This window comes from Streptomyces sp. NPDC107765 (genome assembly GCF_055657085.1).
The window spans coordinates 295134-315991 of record NZ_JBVKBL010000001.1 but is presented as its reverse complement, the minus strand read 5'-3'; the positions used below and the strand labels follow the sequence as shown (position 1 = coordinate 315991).

17 protein-coding genes are annotated in these 20858 nt (G+C 70.0%); 10 read left to right on the top strand and 7 right to left on the bottom strand.

Translation table 11 applies throughout. From position 1 onward, the window contains the following. Nucleotides 1–45: 45 nt before the first annotated feature. The gene (locus ACZ7MX_RS01515) at nucleotides 46–1317 is read right to left on the bottom strand and encodes an MFS transporter (RefSeq protein WP_472128221.1); all 1272 of its coding nucleotides are present in this window, start codon (nucleotides 1315–1317) and stop codon (nucleotides 46–48) included. Nucleotides 1318–1383: 66 nt separating this feature from the next. Here ACZ7MX_RS01515 and ACZ7MX_RS01510 point away from each other — a divergent pair, with 66 nt between their 5' ends. Further along, a complete protein-coding gene (locus ACZ7MX_RS01510; protein WP_472128219.1) occupies nucleotides 1384–2340 on the top strand; it encodes an ArsR/SmtB family transcription factor in 957 nt (318 codons plus the stop codon). Between the two features lie 579 nt (nucleotides 2341–2919). Beyond that, a complete protein-coding gene (locus tag ACZ7MX_RS01505) occupies nucleotides 2920–3588 on the top strand; it encodes an HAD family hydrolase (RefSeq protein WP_472128217.1) in 669 nt (222 codons plus the stop codon). A gap of 59 nt (nucleotides 3589–3647) precedes the next feature. Here ACZ7MX_RS01505 and ACZ7MX_RS01500 read toward each other — a convergent pair whose 3' ends face one another. From ACZ7MX_RS01500 to ACZ7MX_RS01480, 5 genes are all read right to left on the bottom strand, one after another. Continuing rightward, nucleotides 3648–4649, bottom strand: a complete 1002-nt coding sequence (locus ACZ7MX_RS01500; RefSeq protein WP_472128215.1) for an aldo/keto reductase — start codon at nucleotides 4647–4649, stop codon at nucleotides 3648–3650. Between the two features lie 601 nt (nucleotides 4650–5250). Then, nucleotides 5251–6027 (bottom strand): hypothetical protein, encoded by a 777-nt coding sequence (locus tag ACZ7MX_RS01495; protein ID WP_472128213.1) that lies wholly within the window; start codon nucleotides 6025–6027, stop codon nucleotides 5251–5253. A gap of 437 nt (nucleotides 6028–6464) precedes the next feature. Further along, nucleotides 6465–7418: a hypothetical protein gene (locus tag ACZ7MX_RS01490; RefSeq protein ID WP_472128211.1), complete on the bottom strand. Its 954-nt coding sequence runs from the start codon at nucleotides 7416–7418 to the stop codon at nucleotides 6465–6467. A gap of 409 nt (nucleotides 7419–7827) precedes the next feature. Then, nucleotides 7828–9474, bottom strand: coding sequence for a serine/threonine-protein kinase (locus ACZ7MX_RS01485; RefSeq protein ID WP_472128209.1), 1647 nt, complete (start codon nucleotides 9472–9474; stop codon nucleotides 7828–7830). A 453-nt stretch (nucleotides 9475–9927) separates the two neighbouring features. Next, entirely contained in the window at nucleotides 9928–11295 is a 1368-nt protein-coding gene (locus ACZ7MX_RS01480) for an MFS transporter (RefSeq protein ID WP_472128207.1), read from the bottom strand. Nucleotides 11296–11569: 274 nt separating this feature from the next. Here ACZ7MX_RS01480 and ACZ7MX_RS01475 point away from each other — a divergent pair, with 274 nt between their 5' ends. Next, nucleotides 11570–12436, top strand: a complete 867-nt coding sequence (locus ACZ7MX_RS01475) for a GNAT family N-acetyltransferase (RefSeq protein WP_472128205.1) — start codon at nucleotides 11570–11572, stop codon at nucleotides 12434–12436. 183 nt (nucleotides 12437–12619) lie between these two features. Here ACZ7MX_RS01475 and ACZ7MX_RS01470 read toward each other — a convergent pair whose 3' ends face one another. Next, nucleotides 12620–13285: a GntR family transcriptional regulator gene (locus tag ACZ7MX_RS01470; RefSeq protein ID WP_472128203.1), complete on the bottom strand. Its 666-nt coding sequence runs from the start codon at nucleotides 13283–13285 to the stop codon at nucleotides 12620–12622. A gap of 94 nt (nucleotides 13286–13379) precedes the next feature. Between ACZ7MX_RS01470 and glyA the strand changes: the two genes are divergently transcribed. The 7 genes from glyA to purU are packed head-to-tail and all read left to right on the top strand — an operon-like array spanning nucleotide 13380 to nucleotide 20799. Continuing rightward, the gene (gene glyA / locus ACZ7MX_RS01465; RefSeq protein WP_472128201.1) at nucleotides 13380–14693 is read left to right on the top strand and encodes a serine hydroxymethyltransferase; all 1314 of its coding nucleotides are present in this window, start codon (nucleotides 13380–13382) and stop codon (nucleotides 14691–14693) included. After that, the gene (locus ACZ7MX_RS01460; protein WP_472128200.1) at nucleotides 14690–15910 is read left to right on the top strand and encodes a sarcosine oxidase subunit beta family protein; all 1221 of its coding nucleotides are present in this window, start codon (nucleotides 14690–14692) and stop codon (nucleotides 15908–15910) included. Before glyA ends, ACZ7MX_RS01460 begins: the two co-directional genes overlap by 4 nt. A gap of 23 nt (nucleotides 15911–15933) precedes the next feature. Then, complete coding sequence (locus ACZ7MX_RS01455; protein WP_472128198.1) at nucleotides 15934–16230, top strand: sarcosine oxidase subunit delta; 297 nt, start codon at nucleotides 15934–15936, stop codon at nucleotides 16228–16230. Continuing rightward, on the top strand, nucleotides 16227–19109 hold the full coding sequence (locus tag ACZ7MX_RS01450; RefSeq protein WP_472128196.1) for a sarcosine oxidase subunit alpha family protein: 2883 nt from the start codon (nucleotides 16227–16229) through the stop codon (nucleotides 19107–19109). The genes ACZ7MX_RS01455 and ACZ7MX_RS01450 overlap by 4 nt, the downstream gene beginning before the upstream one ends. Further along, nucleotides 19102–19755 (top strand): sarcosine oxidase subunit gamma, encoded by a 654-nt coding sequence (locus ACZ7MX_RS01445; RefSeq protein WP_472128195.1) that lies wholly within the window; start codon nucleotides 19102–19104, stop codon nucleotides 19753–19755. The genes ACZ7MX_RS01450 and ACZ7MX_RS01445 overlap by 8 nt, the downstream gene beginning before the upstream one ends. Further along, the gene (locus tag ACZ7MX_RS01440; protein ID WP_472129313.1) at nucleotides 19755–19910 is read left to right on the top strand and encodes a hypothetical protein; all 156 of its coding nucleotides are present in this window, start codon (nucleotides 19755–19757) and stop codon (nucleotides 19908–19910) included. The genes ACZ7MX_RS01445 and ACZ7MX_RS01440 overlap by 1 nt, the downstream gene beginning before the upstream one ends. 4 nt (nucleotides 19911–19914) lie before the next feature. Beyond that, nucleotides 19915–20799, top strand: coding sequence for a formyltetrahydrofolate deformylase (gene purU, locus ACZ7MX_RS01435; protein ID WP_472128193.1), 885 nt, complete (start codon nucleotides 19915–19917; stop codon nucleotides 20797–20799). Nucleotides 20800–20858: the final 59 nt, after the last annotated feature.

The window sequence follows — 20858 nt, the reverse complement described above, 5'->3', positions numbered from 1 at the left end:
ATCCAAGGCCCGACCACTTGAGGCCGCCGCGTTCAGCCGCCGCGTTCAGTCGTCGAGTTCGTGCAGGTGACGTACGTTCCGCAAGGGTGAGCAGAAGATGATGAGCCAGCTGGTGGCGATAAGGACGGCGCCGGTGCAGATCGCGGCGCGGGGAGCGATCCAGGCACCGATCAGACCGGCCAGCAGCGCGCCGACGGACAGGGCTCCGGTGAGCAGGAACCGGTAGGTGGCGTTCATCCGGCCCAGCATCGCCGTCGGGGTCACGGTCTGGCGGGTGCTGACCGCGAGGACGTTGGCCAGGCCGGTCTGGACGATGGTGAGCATCCAGCCGGCCGCGGCCACCCACAGCAGTGGGCCTCGGGCCATGAACGGAGTGAGCAGGGCGAAAGGCCCCGTCAACATGCCGACGAGCCACAAGGCGCGGCCGTGCCCGAGGCGTCGGCCGGCAACGGGCGCGAGGAGCGCCCCAAGGAATCCGCCGAGGCCGCCGGCCGACAGCACCAGCCCCAACACGCCTGGCGACAGGTGCAGTTGTTGCGTGCACAGCACGACGAACGACACCTGACACAGCTGGATGGCGAGGTTGGTTACGGCACCTTTGACGGCGAGCGCGCGCAGCACCCGGTGACCGAGCACGAAGCGCAACCCGGCGGCCGTCTCCCGCCACAGCCGGGGCCGAGCCGTACGGTGCGGGCTCGGCTCGTTGGCCCGGATCCGCGCGATCCACCACGCCGACCACAGAAAGCCCAGCGCATCGACGGCGATGGCCGCCGCCGGCCCGAGCAGCTGCACCACCAGGCCGCCGATGCCGCGTCCGGAGACGTCGGCAACCTGGTTGAGTCCGGTGAGGCTGGAGTTGGCGGCGACGAGCCGGTCCGTACCGACAAGGGAGGGCACGTACGACAGGTGGGCGATGTCGAAGAAGACGGTGGCCACCCCGATGAGGAACACGACCACGTACAGCTGCGGAAGGGTGAGCACTCCGCAGGCCCAGGCCGCGGGCAGGGAAGCGACCAGCACCACCCTGCTCAGGTTGGCAGCGAGGAGGACGGTCCGCTTGGGCATGCGGTCGACCCACGTCCCCGCGGGCAGGCCGATGATCAGGAAGGCCATGGTGCCGAGCGCGGACAGCACGCCGATCTCACCCGCCCCCGCATGCAGCACGGTCTGCGCGAGGACGGGGATCGCCAAGAAGCTGACTTGCGCGCCGAGTCTGCCGGCCGCATCGGCCGTGTAGAGAAGCCGGAAGTTGCGGTCGGCGAGGACGCTGCGGTGCCGCTGGTCCGCGGCGGCGGGTGCGATGAGTGTGCGGGTCATGGCGCCCGAGATTGGCGGTTCCCCTCGGCCGCCCGCCATGAGTTCAGAAATACCTAAACTCAATGGGTGCTGGAATTGGAGTTCACCACCGAGGACCTGGCGCTGACCCGCTTGGCGCTCTCCCCGTTGTGGGAGGCGATCGCGAGCCTGCGCGTCCTGACCCGCCCAGACGGTCACACACTGCACCACCCGTGGCTCGCGGCCGTACGGCCGCGGCTCGCGCGGGCGCGGCTGGATCTGCGGCCGGTCACCGAACTCCTCACGCCGAAGGTCGCCGCGTTCGTCGCGCCGGCTCCGATGACCTCCGCCCCGGACATCCAGCTTGAACTCGCGACGATCCGCGCCCAACCCGCGGAACGCATCCACGCCGACCTTGATGCTCTGGGACGGCCCCGATACCCGGATCCCGCCGCGGCGGTGGAGCAGGTGGCGAGCACCATCGAGGCGTACTGGGACCTGGCGGTCGCACCGTACTGGCCGCGTATCCGCGCGGTCCTCGAAGCAGACATACGCCACCGGGCGTATCTGCTGTCCACCGGCGGAGGCCGCCGGCTCTTCGCCGACCTGGACCCCAATCTCCGCTGGGAGGGCGGCAGGCTCGAAGTCAGGCTGCGCAACAACCGCTCCGGCACCGTCGAACTGAACGGGCGGGGCCTGGTCCTCGCCCCGTCCGCCTTCGCCTGGCCCCGGATCTCGCTACTCACCACGCCTCCCTGGCAGCCGCTTCTGCGCTACCCGGCGCGCGGAACCGCGACCATCTGGGAGTCGGGCCCGGCCGCTCCCTCCACCGCGCTCACCCGGGTGATCGGCAGGCCCAAGGCGCGCCTGCTCACCCTGCTCCACGAGCCGGCGACCACCACCCAACTCGCCGCGCTCGCCGGGCTCACGGTCGGCGGGGCTTCCCACCATCTCACCGCGCTCCGGGACGCCGGTCTGGTCCGCCCCACCCGGGTCGGCCGCAGCATCCTGTATGCCCGGACCGATACGGCGGAGACGCTGGTGGGCGACGCAGTCGAACGCTGAGCAGGGGCGGCAGCTTCGCCCGGCATACGTCTTCGAACAGGGCATTTCGGGCGCGTTGTGGGGGCGCAGGTCTGCTGACGCTGGGCGTGATGCGCGAGCCCCACACATAAATGCAGGATTCCTGCCCGATTTCGGGCAGGAATTGTGGACGCTCCAGGGTGACCGCCCTAGGGTGATCACCCATGATCAGCGTGGACGCAAGAGAGACTTTTGCTCTGATATGGGGATCCCTCACCCTCACTCCCGGACTGGATGCCGCACTCTTCGTTGGCTCGGAGCCGCGTCCCTGGCGTGGAGGGGTGGCAGGCCGTGGTGTGCCACCTGGCGTCGCTCATCGAGCGGGAGCTGGCAGCAACCAACGGGTGTACACATTCTTCTGGCCATCGCCTGGGCCTGCGCGTTGATCGCCTGAGCCAGGCGGTTGATCGCCTGCGCGCACGCGGTGCGCGACCGCCCGCAACGGCCCTCGGCCCGCCGCTACTTCAATGGCCAGTGAGCCGTCGGGCGGCACCACCGCAAGGCCACAGACAGCTACCCAACGGGCGATCCGCGCATCACCCGGCCTGAAAGGACAACTGCATGAGCTCGCTCCCCACCAACGTCGAGGCCGTGGTCTTCGACTGCGACGGCCTGCTGGTCAACACCGAAGCGTGCTGGACCGTTGCGGAAACGGCGATCTTCGCGGCGCACGGCCATCCCTTCGGCCCCGAGCAGAAGGCCCTGGTCATCGGCCGGAGCGTGGAGGCCGCTGGCGAGGCCATGGCCCAATACCTGGGACGTCCCGACGCCGGTGCCGAAATCGCCGCCGAACTGCTCGGCAGAGTCCGAGAGGAGCTTTCCCGGGGCGCCTCAGCCCTCCCCGGCGCGGCCGAATTGGTGCGCGCCTGCCGGGCAGCCGTACCCATCGCCGTGGCAAGCAACAGCCCCCGGGAACTGCTGGATGTGGCCCTGTGGTCGGCCGGCCTCACCGACTGCTTCGCCCACTCCTTCGCCGCCGACGAAGTGCGTTCGCCGAAGCCCGCACCAGAGCTCTACCTCACGGCATGCGAGACACTCGGTGTGGCCCCGAAGAATTCCGTCGCCTTCGAGGACTCGGCCACGGGCATCGCCTCGGCCCGTGCTGCCGGGCTCTACGTCGCGGTCGTACCGTCCCTCGCAGGAGCCGAACCGGACCACGATTGGCTGGGCGCCAGCCTGACCGACGCCGAACTTGAGGACTGGGCCCGGGGATTGGGGACTGGGAGCTGAAGGCTGGGGTTCGCTGCCTAGGCATTCTCTCAGGCGCTCTCTCGCGGAGATCCAACTGCTCAGTGCCCCAGCCTCCTCAGAGCCGTTTCCGGGTAGCGCTCGCCCGCCACGGCTTCCTCCGGTACGGCCTTGCGCAGCAGATCGAGGTCGGCGTCGGTCAGGGCCAGTGACACGGCAGCGGCGTTCTCCTCAAGGTAGTGCCGGCGCTTGGTGCCGGGGATGGGCACGATGTCCTCGCCCTGGGCGAGCAGCCAGGCCAGCGCGGCCTGGCCGGGCGAGCAGCCGATCCGCTCGGCGACGTCCCGTACGGCCTGGACGAGTGCCAGGTTGTGCTGGATGTTCTCGTCGGCGAACCGAGGCCAGCGCCGGCGGTTGTCGTCCGGGACAAGGTCGCCGCGCGAGGAGAGCGCACCGGTGAGCATGCCGCGCCCGAGCGGGGAGTAGGCCACTACGGCGATTCCCAGTTCCCGGCAGGTGGCGAGCAGTTCGCCCTCCACCACGCTGCGGGTGAAGAGGGAGTACTCCACCTGGACCGCGCTGACCGGGTGGACGGCATGGGCTTTGCGGAGCGTCGCGGGGCTGACCTCGCTCAGTCCGATGTGGCGTACCAGCCCGGCCTGCACCAGCTGGGACATGGCACCGATGGTCTCCTCGATGGGAGTGGCGGGGTCGCGACGATGGGCGTAGTAGAGGTCGATGTGATCGACACCCAGGCGGCGTAGCGAGGCGCGGCAGGCGTGGGGAACGTAATCGGCCGACGTGTCGACCTCGCCGACCCGGCCCGTGGCCGCGTCGTGGCGGAGCCCGAACTTGGTCGCCACGACGACCCGGTCACGCTCATGAGCATGCCTACGCAGCCAGCGACCGACCAACTCCTCGTTGGTGCCTTGGCCGTAGGCGTCGGCGGTGTCCAGAAGGGTGATGCCCATTTCCAGGGCGCGGTCCAGGGTGCGTTGGGACTCCTCTTCGTCCGGGACTCCATAGGCGATGGACATGCCCATGCAGCCCAAGCCGATCGCGGACACCTCGGGACCTTCATTGCCCAGCCTGCGGTACTTCAACGAACCTCACCTTCCTCTCAGTGGGCCGAGCGGCCCGCGCCTCTTGCGACGCTTCTCAGGTCATTCCCTTGTGCCGGTTTTTCTCGAACATCGTCCCGTCGTGGGCCGCGGTGATGTGACGGGCGAGGAGTGGACGTGATGCGCGCCGTAAGGTGCCCCTTCTGCGGACGGGCGCGACTTTGTCGCCGGGGGAGAGAGATTCAGGGACACTGTCCTCATCTCGAGCTCCACGGTCGTTTCCGTGCGGTGCGGCGTAGGTGCGTTGCCCTCGAAGCGCAGTAGGCCGGTGACCTGGTTGGTTTCGGACGTTGGTGCATCGTTCTCGGGCAGCAAACGGCTGCCCGAGTTGCCGGTGATCCTGACCGACCCCGTGATCGTGTCGACCGATGCCCCGAGTTCACCGCCGGATGCTATGCAGAGTGACTGGTCGGCTGCCACATTCAGAGCTGCGTGCTCAGTCGTGCCGAGTCGTTCCGAGTCGTGGTGAGGCAGGCACGGTTTGCTGAAGCCGACCGTGATGCTCGTGGATGGTGTCAGGAGCGGCCGATGCAGTGGTCGATGCATGTGCCTGTGCATGGCAGAGAGGGTCAGCTGCAGCCGGTCACTTCCGGCGGGGCACGGTGAAATAGTCCTCCGCGGTGGAACCCCACATGGCTCCCAGGCTGAAGGTCAGGAGGGTGCCGTATCGGGCCCGCGCAGCCGCCACGCTCATCGGGGTTGTCGGGACTGTCGACCAGCGCTGGTAGATCCCGGTGTCGGCTGGGGGCCACGGGGCGGGGTCCTCGACCTGGTTCGGGAGCGGGAGGTCCGGCCGGTCCCAGTCGATCCGGAGCCCCGGAGCTGTGAGCGTCGGGGCGGGCATCAGGGTGCCGTCCGGGTTCCGGCCGTGCTTACGGTGGTAGTCGAGTGCGTAGGAAACCGTGCCGGCCGCGTGCGGCAGGTCCCGCCCCTTGCCGTACTGCGTTTCCCAGGTCGCGATGCCGGCCGCGTGGATCCGGGGCAGCACGTCGGTGATGTCGCCCCGGACGCCGAAGTAAACGACGGCATTCATGCCACATGTGAGGACGTAGGGAGACGCGTTGTTCTCGAAGACCGAGCGGTTGCTTGGCCTGGCGCAGGAGTCGGTGAAACGTGTGAGTACGTGCTCAAGGCCCTCGACAGCGGTAAGGCGCTCGATCAGGGCGTGTATCTTGCGCTCCTCCTCCGCCCGGCGGGACTCGGCCAAGGGAGATCTGGCCTGCGTCCGCAGCTTCTTCTCCGACGGCTTCCGGGAGGACGCTGTCGTCAGCCCGATCAGGGCGAACGCCAGCAACAGTCCACCCGCTTGGGCGCACCGCCCGCGGGCTCGGCGCCACCTGCTCGCCAGGGTCTCCTTCATTCCCCGCACCTCCGGCTCCACCTTTCGGTGAGGCGGGGCCGAGCGCATGAGTACGCGTACTCAGATTCGAGGGTTACGAATGTCCGTGAACGGAGGGGACGGAGGCGTCATAGGCAGGTTCCGGGGGCCTGATCCCACCAGGCGATTCTCCTTGCCGCACATGGTCGCCTGTCGTCTCAGTTTCGGTCGTATGGCGCACGTCCGGTTCGGTGGAAGCTGTTTCACGCTCAGCTCACCAGGCGTCTACGACCCCACGGGAAGGCGCGGGCCGCTGTTGTTATTGCGTACGCCAAGGAGGCGGCCCCCCCCGCCGTGCGCGCAATGGTGCAGACTGGGGGCTGGCTGGCCCCCAGTTCCGCGGAAAATTCCCCTGCGTGGCCTCGACCCTCCCTTTCCCGGGCCGAGGCCACTTCGTTGTATGGACTGCCAGTGAGGGCCTAGATCACGCGCTTGAACCAGGTGATCGGGCTGGTGGTGTCGTGGGCTTGGACGTAGACGCGGGCCGGGACGGCGACCATCCTCTGCTCGGTGTCATTGTTCTGCCGGTAGACGATATAGCCGGTGTAATACCCGCCGTTGCCCCGGGGCTCCAGCCAGCCCTTCTTCTTCCCGTCGGGCACAGTCATCTCGACGTCGGTTTCCAGGGTGCTTTGGAGCTTTTTGGTGGAGGTGGACGAATAGCTGTAGGTGAAACTCACCTCTCCGGGAAGCTCGTTCTTTCCGTCGCTGATCTTCGGTGTGATCTTTCCGCCTATTGACCAGCCTTCGGTCTCGCTCTTCTCGTCGGCCACCGAGCTGGAGATCTTGTAGGTCAGCTTCCCGCCACCGGCCAGACCGTCTCCGGCCGAGCCTCGGAGGGGGTACTTGTCGGTGAGCTTGCCGACGAAGGCGCAGGGCGGCTTCTGGCCGACGCGCGCAGGGTCGTGGTTCGGTCGATTGCAGAGCTGGTCGAGATTCTCCTGGGTCCATTCGTCCTTGTAGCCAGCTTTGCCGGTGAAGACGGGGGCGGTGTAGTCGGGCGATTCCTTGAGCCCAGAGATGGGCTGGTAGAGCCTCTTGGCGCTTTCGCGGGCAGGCTCCTTGGTGTTGGGGTCCTCGGCGAACGTCTTGGCCGCGGCCTGGGCGTCCTTGATGGCCTGATCGGGGCTGTAGTTGACCTGCCCTCCCTGTACGTCCGAGAGGTTGACCTGCTTGTCGTCGAGGCCGGTGGGCAGACCCATCACGCTCTCGGAATCCTGGAGCGGCGACCACTTGGTCAGGTCCGCCATGACCTGGTCATCGGATTCGTAGATGGTGTCGGGCACCGTGGACGAGCCCTCGGCGAAGGCCGGCGTCTGCGAACCGAGTACCGACGCACCGGCGAGAAGAGCGGTGGCGACGGCAATGGACACACGGCTGTTTCTGCGCTGACGTCGTACGGCAGCTGTGGATGCGGGCATGCGCATTCCCTTCGACCGGCACGCGCGCCTACCCCACTCGTTAAGGTGCGCATGACGGAACTGTGATGGAGAAGAACGAGGAATCAACGCTGCATCACGCAGGACGCGTTCACCGAAGTGTCCGGGAATTCATGGTGTGACGTTCCGGCGGCTTCGGTGTTCGGAGCCTTGTAGGGCTCGTTCGACCACAGAGATGGCATTCCTTGGCGTCCGGTTGCTCCGAACTGATGGGTAGCTTCCGGCGGTGTTCCGGTACGCCGGCCAGAGGGCGGAGTAGGCGAAAGGGAACGCTCGGTAGGGGTGCGGTGGCGGGGCGCGGCCCGGAATTCGGGATCGTGGACGAGAACGAGAGACTGACCGATCAGGACGGGGAGTTGACCGCCTGGTCCGGCAGCCGAATGCCCTTCATGGTGGTGTCGAAGATGGGCCGGTAGCGGGTCCACTGTGCCTCTGGGGCGGAGAGGTAGACCGTGTACTGGGTGCCGTCCGTCCCGGAGAAGGCCATTTCGACAGCCCGGAATCCGCGCTGAGTGCCGTCGAAGGTGAACTCCCAGTAGCCGGCCGGGAGTCCGCGGAAGGTGGTGCGGCTCATCCGGACGCGTTCGTAGCCGGGGTTGTCCCGGCGGGTCTGGGCCTCTTCGGTCTCCTCCCAGTGCCGCAGCGGATCCGACCCCGCGAATTTCACGACGTCGACCCGCAGGCCCACCAGCCTGGTCGGGTCGATGTAGCGGATCTCCCCGTCGGGTGTGTCCTGGCGGCTCCAGCCGTCCTGTACGGGGAGCGAGAAGCCCTGTGCCACGTTGACCTGGTGGTATCCGGAGGGCAGCGGAGGAGGAGTCGGGTTGGTGGAGGGGCGGTGCCGGGGGGTGTTGGTCGTGGAGGGGCGGGCGCGCGCTGTGGTGCCGTCGCCCGGGGGCCAGAGCAGTACGGCGCCGGTCACGCCGGCTCCGGCCACCACCGCGACCGCCGGCACCAGCCATCGCGCCCGGCGGCGGCCGGAGCGTCCCTGGCGCGCGGGGGCGACAGCAGCGGGCACCGGCTCCCGCCGGGTGGCCACCTCAACGGGAGCCACCTGCGCACCGGCCCACTTCCCCACGTCGGCCTCCTCCGCACCGGCCAACTTCCCCACGCCGGGCTCCTCCGCACCGCTCAACTCCGCACTGCCGGCCTCCTCCCGACCGACCTGCCCGCCGGCCACCTGCTCCAGGAGCCGACGGGCCGCGGAGCCGTCCATCCGCCGCGCCGGGGCCTTGACCAGCAGCCCCTCGATCACCGGGGCCAGGGCACCGGCGGCCCGGGGGTGCGGGTGGTCCTCGGCGGCGATGGCGTACGCCGTCTCGATCGCGGTGTCCCGGAGGAACGGCGGGCGCCCATCGACCGCCTGGTACAGCGTCGCTCCCAGGGACCACAGGTCGCTGGCCGGGCCGGGTTCGCCCATCGAGCTGCGCAGACGTTCCGGTGCGAGGTACTGGATCGAGCCGACCAACTCCCCGGTCCGCGTCAGCGAGGGCGTTCCGGACACCACGGCGATGCCGAAATCGGTGAGGACGATCCGGCCGTCATGCGCCAGCAGGACGTTGGCGGGCTTGACGTCGCGATGCAGCACGCCGGCGTCGTGCGCGGCGCGCAGGGCACCGGCCATCGCACTGCCGATCCGGGCCGCCTCCTGCGGCGGCAGTGCACCCTGCCGCTTGAGCAGATCGCTCAGCGTGACGGAGGGGACGTACTCCATGACGATGCACGGCAGGCCCTCGTCATCGACGACGTCGTGCACCACGATCACATGGGGATGGGTGATCCGGGCGGCACTGCGCGCCTCGCGGCGGGTCCGCTCGTGGAGGGTGCGCACCTCATCGTCGTGCAGGTGCGGCGGTACGTGGAGCTTCTTCACGGCGACCTGGCGCCCGAGCACCTCGTCCTCGGCCCGCCAGACCGTGCCCATGCCGCCCCGGCCCAGCCGTTCGATCAGCCGATACCGCCGGGCTATGAGCCGCCCCGATTCGGACACCGTCGGACCCCCTTCTCGGCTACTCGGCTTTTCGACCACGTCACGGCAACAGGTCGTCACCCTAATACGGCGACGTCGGCTGCCATGACACGGGAGCGAGTCGACGCCTCTCACCCCCAGCTTGAGCAGAATCCTCGGTCAGGCTCGGCTTCCTGGGCCCGTGACAGCTCTGGTGGGTGATCGAGGCGCGGTTGGTACGCAACCTTGCGGTGGCTGCAACACAGGGCTGGCTGACTTGCCGAGCAGGGGCACTTCCCAGACCGGCCACGTCCGGACTCGACGGGACGCCGCACGTGTGTAGCAGCCTTCGGAGGCCGCGCGTGCGTAGCAGCCTTGGACGCCGCGGGTACGTAGCCGCCTTGCCAGGCGGGGTCGTTGTGCCTGTTCCTGGAGGCGTTGGGACGCCATTGGCAGGCGCGCTTTACCGAGGTCGAGCGGTTCCCACCGGACCTATCATCGGGCCGTACCGTCCGGCACTGTGGCCGGTGCGTGCGTGCCTGGTGTCGTCGCGGTGGCCGGGGAGGCAGAGGAGGCAGGGGTGGTGGGGAGTCGGTGGGCTGCGGCGCATGCGGTTGCCAGGATGCAGGCGAGGACGGCGTAGACCGCCTGGTAGCCGCCGGTGGCATCGGCGAGGTGTCCGGTCACCCAGGGGCCGGCGAAGCCGGCGAGGTTGCTGAGTGCGTTGGTTGCGGCGATGGCGGTGGCGGAGTGGCGGCCGGCCAGTGAGCTGGTGCAGCGGCTCCAGAGGGCGGGCACGGCGGCCAGGTTCGCCGCGACGGTCACGGTCAGCGCGACCAGGGTGACCAGGGGCAGCTCGCACAGTGCCGCTGCGGTGGCGGCGAGCGCGCCGACGGCGACGGGCCCGGTGACCAGCGAGGTCCGCTCTCCTGTGCGGTCGCTGTGGCGGCTCCAGAGGAGCATGGTCGGGGCCGCGACGAGGTAGGGGAGGGCGGCCAGCGCGCAGACGCTGAAGGTATGCACGCCGGGGAAGAGGGCGGTGAGGGCCTGCGGCAGGAAGAACTGCAGTGAATAGGCCGCGAAGCACACGCCCGCCTGCACCAGCGCGAAGTGCACGACGCGCCCCAACACGGCGCGGCCGGTGGCGGTCGGCGGTGTGTCCTTGGCCAACTCGCCTTCCAGCGCCGTACGTTGGGCGTCGGTCAGCCAGGCCGCCCGGCGCGGCGAATCCGGCAGCAGGCGCAGCGCCGCGGCACCCAGGACGATGGCAGGCGCGGCCTCGATCAGAAACATCGACCGCCACCCACTGAGACCGAAGACGCCGGCATGCTCGACCAGCAGGCCGGAGGTGGGCAGACCGGCTGCCGTCGCCACGGGAATGGCCAGCAGAAACGCCGCCAGCGCACGGGTGCGCTGCTGGGCGGGGAACCAGGTGGTCAGGTAGGCGACGACGCCGGGGAAGAACCCGGCCTCGGCCAGGCCGAGGAGGAAGCGCGCCAGGTACAGGGCGCGGGCGTCGGTCACGAAGGCGGTGGCGGCCGAACACAGCCCCCAGGCAGTGACCACGCCCGCCAGCCAGCGCCGGGCACCGAACCGCTTCAGGCCCACGGCAGCCGGCACCTGGAAGAGCACGTAGCCCACGAAGAACATGCCGGCGGCGGTTCCATAGTCAGTCGCGCTCAGGTGCAACTCGGCGTTCATGGCCAGCGCGGCCACGCCGATGTTGGCGCGGTCAAGGAAGTTGACCACATACAGCACGAACAGCAGCGGCAACAACCTCCGCGCCACCGCACGCACCGCGCCCTGGCCGGCCGCCCCATCCTCCCCGTGCCCCGCCGCCCCGCTCGCCTCTTCTACCGCCATCGCTCGCCGCCTCCGCTTCTCGGGCCACCTGGTGCCGCCTGCCGCCTGCCGCCTGCCGCCTGCCGCCTGCCGCCTGCCGTCGCTGGAGTAACAACGACTCAGGCGGCCTCAGGTGTGCGGTACGTGCTCCCGTGGGCGAGGGCTTTCTGTGGGCGCCCAGCTCCTCGCCACCGCTGGTGCCGGCGGTTACTCCTCCAAGTCCCCGACTCCGTACCACGCCGGTCGGTCGGAAACCGGGTGCGGACCGTCGGTGCGGTGGTGTGTGATCGGGCGCATGGCGATTGTGTTGGGCAAGCCGGGGGTCGACGGGCTGAGCGAGGTGGTGGGCGTGCTGCGGGAGTGGCAGTACGACGGGGCGCCGATGCAACTGCATCCGGGGGACGTGGGCTGGTTCTGGCGGTCAGGTGCGGAAGCGACTGCCGCGGCGGTCAGGACATGGAGCCGGGAGGGGCAGGTTCTCGCCGTCGGGCTGCTGGACGGTCCCGGGCTGTTGCGGCTGGCGATCGCGCCAGACGTTCACCGGGACGAGGAGCTGGCGCAGCAGTTGGTGGAAGACGTGACCGAGCCGGGGCGCGGCGTGCTGCCCGAGGGGAAGGCCAACATCGAAGCGCCGATGGGTGCGCTGGTCCAAGATCTGCTGTCCGAGGACGGCTGGAACGCCGACGAGCCATGGACGCCACTGCGCCGCGACCTCACGGAGCCGGTGCCGGACCCAGGCGTGCGGATCGAGGTGGTCGGGCCGGAGCGGGCGCAGGTGTTCGCCGCCGTACATCGGTCAGCGTTCGACGGGTCGAGGTTCACGGGCGAGCGCTGGCACGCGATGGCGGCCGGATTGCCGTACGCCGACGCCCGGTCTTTGATCGCGTACGAGGACCAGGGCAACGCGGTGGCGACGGTGACGGTGTGGTCGGCCGGTCCGGGGAGGCCCGGGTTGCTCGAACCGATGGGCGTGCACCGGGACCATCGTCGTCACGGCTACGGCGAGGCGATCACCGTCGCCGCGGCCGCCGCACTCCAGGAGTTGGGCTCGTCGAGCGCGATGGTCTGCACCCCGAGCTCCAATGTCGGCGCCGTCGCCACCTACAAGTCGGCCGGCTTCCAGCAATGCCCCGAGGTCCGGGACCGGTACCGGGACGCCTAGCGTCGTGTCTCCTCGATCACGAGCGGAGCCGGACGAGGAGTGCGGCGTGCGGCAGCGGTGACGGTGGAGAGGAAGAGGTGTTGCACCTGTGGACCACCCTGGCGGGCAGGTCCCGCCTGCGCGGGGAGGAACCACGGGGCGTCGCGCACTGACCTGACCGGTCCGGAGCGCCGGCAGAGGGCTTCAGATGGCCTCGCGGATGGCCCGCTCGAAGCCCTCGACGTGACCGCGGGCGAGCTGTGCCGCCTTGTCGGGGTCACCGGCGACGATCGCCTCGATCAGGGGTCCGTGCTCTTCGACATGGCCGGCCATGTCTGACATGCGCTCGACGAACAGGCACCAGATGCGGGTGGCCAGGTTGTCGTGGCGGACGAGGGTGTCCTCCAGGTACGGGTTGTGTGTGGCGGCATAGATGGTGCGGTGGACCTGAAGGTCCAGGCGCATGAGCTCGTCGGCGTCGCGGCGGCGGGAATCCACGCTCTCCAGCTCCCGCCGTACGGCCGTCAGGGTCGCGCGGTCCGCAGTTGTGGCGCGCCGCGCGGCCTGGGCGGCGGCCAGTGGCTCCAGCTCCAGGCGGACCTCGGAGATGTGGGCGAGATCGGTGATGTTGACGTCGGTGGCGAAGGTGCCGCGCCGGGGATAGGTCGTGATCAGCCGTTCGTACTGGAGCCGCTTGAGCGCCTCGCGCACCGGCGTCCGCCCGACGCCCAGGGAGTGTGCCAGCTGGTCCTCGTTGATCGGCGCGCCGGGGCGGATCTCGAGCATGACGAGCCGGTCGCGGATGGCGCGGTAGGCGCGCTCGGCGAGGGAGAGCTCCTCGCCCCTGGGCTCGGTCGCCACGTGCTGCATGAGGCCCCCTTGACGTGTTCAGCAAGCTCCCATACCTTAACGCACAGTCTGATATATCAGTTGCTCATTAGTTGGCTCCCAGAATGGTGTGCAGATGGCAACGAACCCGTCGATCGCCACGGTCGCCTCGCCCCTCACCCTCCCGCTGAGCACGATCGACCCGGAGATCGCCACCGCGGTGGACGCAGAGCTCCAGCGTCAGCAGTCGACCCTGGAGATGATCGCCTCGGAGAACTTCGCCCCGGCCGCCGTGATGGAGGCCCAGGGCTCGGTGCTGACCAACAAGTACGCCGAGGGCTACCCGGGCCGCCGCTACTACGGCGGCTGCGAGCACGTCGACGTCATCGAGAAGCTGGCCATCGACCGGGTGAAGGAACTGTTCGGCGCCGAGGCCGCGAACGTGCAGCCGCACTCGGGCGCCCAGGCCAACGCGGCCGCGATGTTCGCGCTGCTCAAGCCCGGTGACACGATCCTCGGCCTCGACCTGGCGCACGGCGGTCACCTGACCCACGGGATGCGCCTCAACTACTCCGGCAAGCTGTACAACGTCGTGCCGTACCACGTGCGTGAGTCCGACCTGCGCATCGACATGGACGAGGTCGAGCAGCTCGCCCTCGCGCACCGGCCCAAGATGATCGTCGCCGGTTGGTCGGCCTACCCCCGCCGCCTGGACTTCGCCGCGTTCCGGCGGATCGCCGACGCCGTGGGCGCGTACCTGATGGTGGACATGGCGCACTTCGCCGGCCTGGTGGCCGCCGGCCTCCACCCGACCCCGGTGCCGTACGCCGATGTCGTGACCACCACTACGCACAAGACCCTCGGCGGCCCGCGCGGCGGTGTGATCCTCAGCCGCGCCGACCTCGCCAAGAAGATCAACTCCGCGGTCTTCCCGGGTCAGCAGGGCGGTCCGCTGGAGCACGTCATCGCGGCAAAAGCGGTGGCTTTCAAGGTGGCGGCGGGCGAGGCGTTCAAGGAGCGCCAGCAGCGCACCCTCGACGGCGCCCGGATCCTGGCCGGACGGCTGCTGGCCGACGACGTGGCCGAGGCCGGGATCACCGTGCTGACCGGTGGCACCGAGGTCCACCTGGTCCTCGTCGACCTGCGGAACTCCGCTCTCGACGGGCAGCAGGCCGAGGACCGGCTGCACCGCATCGGCATCACCGTCAACCGCAACGCGGTGCCCTTCGACCCCCGCCCGCCGATGATCTCCTCCGGGCTGCGGATCGGAACCCCGGCCCTGGCGACCCGGGGCTTCGGAGCCGGGGAGTTCCGCGAGGTCGCCGACATCATCGCGCTCGCCCTCAAGGAGGAACGCGCCGACGAGCGCACCGATGAGCTGCGCGGCCGCGTCACCGCGCTCGCCGGGAAGTTCCCCCTCTACGCCGACCGGAACGGATTCGCCGGATGACCACCACACCCCTCCCGGAGCACCCCGACTGGCTCTGGCGCAACCCCGAGCCGCGCTCCTCGTACGACGTCATCATCGTCGGCGCCGGCGGTCACGGCCTGGCCACCGCCTACTACCTCGCCAAGCACCACGGCATCACCGATGTCGCCGTCCTGGAGAAAGGCTGGCTGGCCGGCGGCAACATGGCACGCAACACCACGATCATCCGCTCCAACTACCTGTGGGACGCGAGCGCCGCCATCTACGAGCGGGCGCTCAAGCTGTGGGAACAGCTGCCGGAGGAGCTGGACTACGACTTCCTGTTCAGCCAGCGCGGCGTGCTCAACCTCGCGCACACCCTGCAGGACGTCCGCGAAGGCGTACGCCGGGTCAACGCCAACCGCCTCAACGGCGTCGACGCCGAATGGCTCGCACCGGACGAGGTCGCCAAGGTCTGCCCGATCCTCAACGTCTCGGCCGACACCCGGTACCCGGTCCTCGGCGCCACCTACCAACCGCGGGCCGGCATCGCCAAGCACGACCACGTCGCCTGGGCGCTCGCCCGCCGGGCCGACGACATGGGAGTCGACCTGATCCAGGGGTGCGAGGTCACCGGCTTCCACAAGGACGGTGACCGGGTCGTCGGCGTCGAGACCAGCCGCGGCCGCATCCACGCCGGCCGGGTGGGCCTCGCGGCCGCCGGGCACAGCAGCGTACTGGCCGAGCGGGCGGGCTTCCGGCTGCCGGTGCAGTCCCACCCACTCCAGGCACTGGTCTCCGAACTGCACGAGCCGGTGCACCCCACCGTGGTGATGTCCAACCACGTGCACGTCTACGTCTCGCAGGCGCACAAGGGCGAACTGGTGATGGGCGCGGGCGTCGACGCGTACAACGGGTACGGCCAGCGCGGCTCCTTCCACGTGATCGAGCAGCAGATGGCGGCCGCCGTCGAGCTCTTCCCGGTCTTCGCCCGCGCTCATGTGCTGCGCACCTGGGGCGGCATCGTCGACGTCACGCCCGACGCGTCCCCCGTCATCGGCACCACCCCGATCGAGAACCTCTACGTCAACTGCGGCTGGGGCACCGGCGGATTCAAGGCCACCCCGGCCGCCGGCCTGACCTTCGCCCACACCATCGCCACCGGCGAGCCCCATCCGCTCAACGCCCCCTTCGCCCTCGAACGCTTCACCACAGGCGCACTGGTCGACGAACACGGCGCCGCAGCCGTGGCCCACTGAAACGCCGCTGAGAGAAGGACACCGTGCTGCTGATCAGCTGCCCCTGGTGCGGTCCGCGCGACGAGACCGAGTACCACTACGGCGGACAGGCCCATGTCCCCTACCCCCAGACCCCCGCGGACCTCACCGACGAGCAGTGGGCCGAGTACGTCTTCTACCGCGACAACCCCAAGGGCCACTTCGCCGAACGGTGGATGCACGGCCTCGGCTGCCGCCGTTGGTTCAACGTCCTGCGCGACACCGTCAGTTACGACGTCCTCGCCGTCTACCGGCTCGACGAACCCCGCCCCGAACTGCCCCAGGCCGGAGAGAACCGATGACCGACCAGCACTTCCGGCTCCGGCAAGGCGGCCGGGTCGACCGTGGCACCGTGCTGCGGTTCACCGTCGACGGCCGCGAGCTGACCGGCCACCCCGGTGACACCGTCGCCTCCGCGATGCTGGCCAACGGCATCATCGAGGTCGCGCCGTCCCTCTACCGCGGCCGCCCGCGCGGCATCGTCGCCGCCGGTGTCGAGGAGGCCAACGCCCTGCTGCAGATCGGCGGTTCCTGCTCGGAGGGCATGCTCCCGGCAACGGCGGTCGAGCTGTACGACGGCCTGTCCGCCACCACGTTGTCCGGTATGGGCCGGCTCGACCCGGCCCCCGACCCCGCCGTCTACGACAAGAAGTACCTCCACACCGACGTCCTGGTCGTCGGCGCCGGACCGGCCGGGCTCGCGGCCGCCGCCGCTGCCGCCGACTCCGGCGCCCGGGTGGTCCTCGTCGACGACCGGCCCGAGCCCGGCGGTACGCTGCTCTCCGGGCGCACCGAGACGATCGGCGCGCAGCCCGCCCTCGCATGGGTCGCCCACATCCGCGCGGCGCTCGACGCCGCTCCCGAGGTCACCGTCCTGCCGCGCACCACGGCGTTCGGTTCGTACGACGACAACTACGTGCTGGCCCTGCAGGCGCGCACCGACCACCTCGGAACTGCCGCTCCCGAGGGTGTCTCGCGCCAGCGGTTGTGGCACATCCGCGCCCGTCAGGTGGTCCTGGCGACCGGCGCGCACGAGCGTCCACTGGTCTTCGCCGGCAACGACCGGCCCGGGGTGATGCTCGCCGCGGCCGTGCGCTCGTACCTGAACCGGTACGGCGTGGCGCCGGGCTCGCGGGCCGTGGTGAGCACGACCAACGACAGCGCCTATGACACGGTCGCCGATCTCCACGCCGCCGGTATCGCCATCGCCGCCGTCGTGGACGCACGTCCGGAGCTGTCCCACCGGGCCGCCGAGGTCGCCGCGGCGACGGGCGTGCGGGTGCTGGCCGGCAGCGCGGTGGTCGACGCCGCGGGCGGGGGCCGGCTCACCGGAGTCACCGTCCAGTCCCTCGACGCCGACGGCCAACTCGCAGGCACCCCGCAGACGTTCGACTGCGATCTGCTCGCCGTCTCGGGCGGCTGGAGCCCGGTCGTGCACCTGCACAGCCAGCGGCAGGGCCCGCTGCGCTGGGACGAGGACCTGGTCGCCTTCGTGCCCGACGGCACCGTTCGGGACCAGCGCGTCGTCGGAGCGGGCCGTGGAACGTACGACCTCGACGACTGTCTGGCCGAAGGGGCGCGGGCCGGTGCGCAGGCCGCGACGGACGCCGGGTTCCCGGTCGCCGTACCGCCGCCCGGCGATGCCCGGCCCGTGAGCCCGACGCGTGCCCTGTGGCTGGTCCCCGCCCCCGACGGCGAGCCCGGCGCCTGGGACACCCACTTCGTCGATCTGCAGCGCGACGTCACCGTCGCCGATGTCTGGCGGTCCACCGGAGCCGGCATGCGCAGCGTCGAGCACGTCAAGCGCTACACCTCGCTCGGCACGGCCAACGACCAGGGCAAGACGTCCGGTGTCAACGCGATCGGGGTGATCGCCGAGGCCCTCGGCGCGGGCGCGTCACCCGGGGAGATCGGCACCACGGCCTACCGTGCGCCGTACACGCCGGTGGCCTTCGCCGCCCTCGCCGGGCGGGAGCGCGGCGAGCTGTTCGACCCCGAGCGGACCACGTCCCTGCACAGCTGGCACCTCGCGCACGGAGCGGAATTCGAGGACGTCGGACAGTGGAAGCGCCCCCGGTACTACCCCCTGCCCGGTGAGGACATGGACACGGCCGTGGCCCGCGAGTGCCGCGCGGCCCGTGGGGGAGTGGCCTTCATGGACGCCTCCACCCTCGGCAAGATCGAGATCTGGGGCGCGGACGCCGGCGAGTTCCTCAACCGCATCTACACCAACGCCTTCAAGAAGCTCAAGCCCGGCATGGCCCGCTACGGCGTCATGTGCAAGCCGGACGGCATGATCTTCGACGACGGTGTGACGCTGCGCCTGGACGACAACCGCTACTTCATGACCACCACGACCGGCGGCGCCGCCGGGGTCCTGGACTGGCTGGAGGAGTGGCTGCAGACCGAGTGGCCCGGACTCGACGTCCACTGCACCTCGGTGACCGAGCAGTGGACGACGATCGCCGTCGTCGGCCCCCGCTCCCGCGAGGTCGTCGCCCAACTGGCCCCCGACGTCGACCTGTCCGCCGAGGCCTTCCCATTCATGGCCTTCCGCGAGACCACCCTGGCCTCCGGTGTCCCGGCCCGCATCTGCCGGATCTCCTTCTCCGGCGAACTCGCCTACGAAATCAACGTCTCCGCGTGGTACGGCCTGGCGGTCTGGGAGGAGGTGGACGCGATCGGCCGCCCGTACGACATCACGCCGTACGGCACCGAGACCATGCACGTCCTGCGGGCCGAGAAGGGCTACATCATCGTCGGCCAGGACACCGACGGCACCGTCACCCCACAGGACGCGGGCATGTCCTGGGTGGTCTCGAAGCAGAAGGACTTCGTCGGCAAGCGGTCCTACTCCCGCGCCGACACCTCCCGCACCGACCGCAAGCAACTCGTGGGCCTGCTGCCGAGCGATCGCCGGACCCGGCTGCCCGAGGGCACCCAGCTCATCGCGCCCGACGTGCCCCTCACCCCCGAAGCCGGGCCGGTGCCGATGCTCGGCCATGTCACCTCCAGTTACCACAGCGAGGCGCTGGGCCGACCGTTCGCCCTCGCCCTGGTCGCCGCCGGCCGGGACCGCGTCGGCGACACGCTCTTCGCGCCCGTCGGCGACGACCTCGTACCCGTCCAGGTCACCGAACCCGTCCTCTACGACCCCGAAGGGACCAAGCGAGATGGCTGAGCCGACGTTCGCCCCAGGCACAGGCACAGGCGCAGGCGCAGGCACAGGCCCAGTCGCACTGCGCAGAAGCCCGCTGACACATCTGGAGGAGCGGATCCGCGCCGCCGCCGTCACCGGCGCCCGCGGCGTCACGCTGACCGAGTGGCCGTTCCTCACCATGGTGAACCTGCGCGTCGCCCCCGCTTCCGAAGCGGCCGCCCGCATCGAGAAGGCCCTGGGCGCACCGCTCCCGCGGCAGTGCGGCCACACCTCCGCATCCGGCCCCCACACGGTCTGCTGGCTCGGCCCCGACGAGTGGCTCGTGCTGTCCCAGACCGAATCGACCGCTGTGACCGCCGAGTTGCGGGAGGCGCTCGCCGAAGCCCCGGGCTCGGTCGTGGACGTCTCCGCCCACCGCACCACGCTGGAGCTGAGCGGCCCGAGCGCCCGGCAGGTGCTGGAGAAGGGCTGCCCGCTGGACCTGCACCCCCGTTCCTTCGCACCGGGCCAGGCCGTGTCGACCACTGTGGGCCCCGTCGCGGTCCTGCTCTGGCAGGTCGACGACAGGCCCACGTACCGGCTGTTCCCGCGCTCCTCGTTCGCCGACTACCTGGCGCGCTGGCTCATCGATGCGATGCGCGAGTACCGCGGCCCGAAGGTCCCCTGATGGCACTCGGCCCCGGGGCCCACCTGCGATTCGGTCGGCGGGCGGTCAGCCTGGACAAGGCTCTCAAGGCTGTGCGCGACACCGGCCCGGACATGAAGAGCAAGTACAAGGAGTCCGCCCGCGGCGGCCTCGCCGTCAACGTAATCGAGTGCTGACACCATGACTGATCTCGCAGCTTCCGCCACGGCGCCGCCCGTCGAGCACATACTCACCGTCGACTGCCCCGAGGCTCCCGGCATCGTGCATGCCGTCTCGCGGTTCCTTCTCGAGCACGGCAGCGACATCATCGACAACCACCAGTTCGGTGACCGCCGCGACGGCCACTTCTTCATGCGGGTCCGCTTCGCCACCTCCGGCAGCGAGAACACCACCGAGGCTCTCCGCCGGGACTTCGCCACCGTGGCCGCCCCCTTCGCGATGCGGTGGCACCTCGAACCGGCCGGCACCCGGCGCCGCGTGCTCGTCATGGTGTCCCGTCACGGCCACTGCCTCAACGACCTGCTCTTCCGCACCCGCAGCGGTGACCTGCCCATCGACGTGGTCGCCGTGGTTTCCAACCACCCCGACCACGAGGCTCTCGTCAGCTGGCACGGCATCCCGTTCTTCCACGTGCCGGTCACCGCCTCGACCAAGCCCGAGGCCGAAGCGAAACTCCTCCAGATGGTCGACGAGTTCGATGTCGACCTGGTCGTGCTGGCCCGCTACATGCAGGTCCTCTCCCACGACCTGTGCACCCGACTGGCCGGACGGACGATCAACATCCACCACTCGTTCCTCCCGAGCTTCAAGGGCGCCAAGCCCTACCACCAGGCACACGAGCGCGGCGTCAAGCTCGTCGGCGCCACAGCCCACTACGTCACCGCCGACCTCGACGAAGGCCCGATCATCGCCCAGGAGGTCATCAGCGTCGACCACAGTCACACCCCCGACGACCTGGCCGCCATCGGCCGCGACGCGGAGTCGGCAGCCCTGGCCCGAGCGGTCCGGTGGCACTGCGAGGGCAGGGTGTTCGTCCAGGGCCGGCGCACGGTGGTCCTCCGCTGACGGCCGGACGACTGCTTCGAACGCTACGGCCGTCGCCCCGCACGGGGCGGTGGAAAAGG

Excerpts from the sequence above, each read along its gene's own strand:
- ACZ7MX_RS01505 (WP_472128217.1), top strand. The coding sequence starts at position 2,920 with ATGAGCTCGCTCCCCACCAACGTCGAGGCCGTGGTCTTCGACTGCGAC.
- ACZ7MX_RS01460 (WP_472128200.1), top strand. The coding sequence starts at position 14,690 with ATGACCACCACACCCCTCCCGGAGCACCCCGACTGGCTCTGGCGCAAC.
- ACZ7MX_RS01480 (WP_472128207.1), bottom strand. The coding sequence starts at position 11,295 with ATGGCGGTAGAAGAGGCGAGCGGGGCGGCGGGGCACGGGGAGGATGGG.
- ACZ7MX_RS01445 (WP_472128195.1), top strand. The coding sequence starts at position 19,102 with ATGGCTGAGCCGACGTTCGCCCCAGGCACAGGCACAGGCGCAGGCGCA.
- ACZ7MX_RS01475 (WP_472128205.1), top strand. The coding sequence starts at position 11,570 with ATGGCGATTGTGTTGGGCAAGCCGGGGGTCGACGGGCTGAGCGAGGTG.
- glyA (WP_472128201.1), top strand. The coding sequence starts at position 13,380 with ATGGCAACGAACCCGTCGATCGCCACGGTCGCCTCGCCCCTCACCCTC.
- ACZ7MX_RS01495 (WP_472128213.1), bottom strand. The coding sequence starts at position 6,027 with ATGAAGGAGACCCTGGCGAGCAGGTGGCGCCGAGCCCGCGGGCGGTGC.
- ACZ7MX_RS01450 (WP_472128196.1), top strand. The coding sequence starts at position 16,227 with ATGACCGACCAGCACTTCCGGCTCCGGCAAGGCGGCCGGGTCGACCGT.
- ACZ7MX_RS01515 (WP_472128221.1), bottom strand. The coding sequence starts at position 1,317 with ATGACCCGCACACTCATCGCACCCGCCGCCGCGGACCAGCGGCACCGC.
- purU (WP_472128193.1), top strand. The coding sequence starts at position 19,915 with ATGACTGATCTCGCAGCTTCCGCCACGGCGCCGCCCGTCGAGCACATA.
- ACZ7MX_RS01440 (WP_472129313.1), top strand. The coding sequence starts at position 19,755 with ATGGCACTCGGCCCCGGGGCCCACCTGCGATTCGGTCGGCGGGCGGTC.
- ACZ7MX_RS01470 (WP_472128203.1), bottom strand. The coding sequence starts at position 13,285 with ATGCAGCACGTGGCGACCGAGCCCAGGGGCGAGGAGCTCTCCCTCGCC.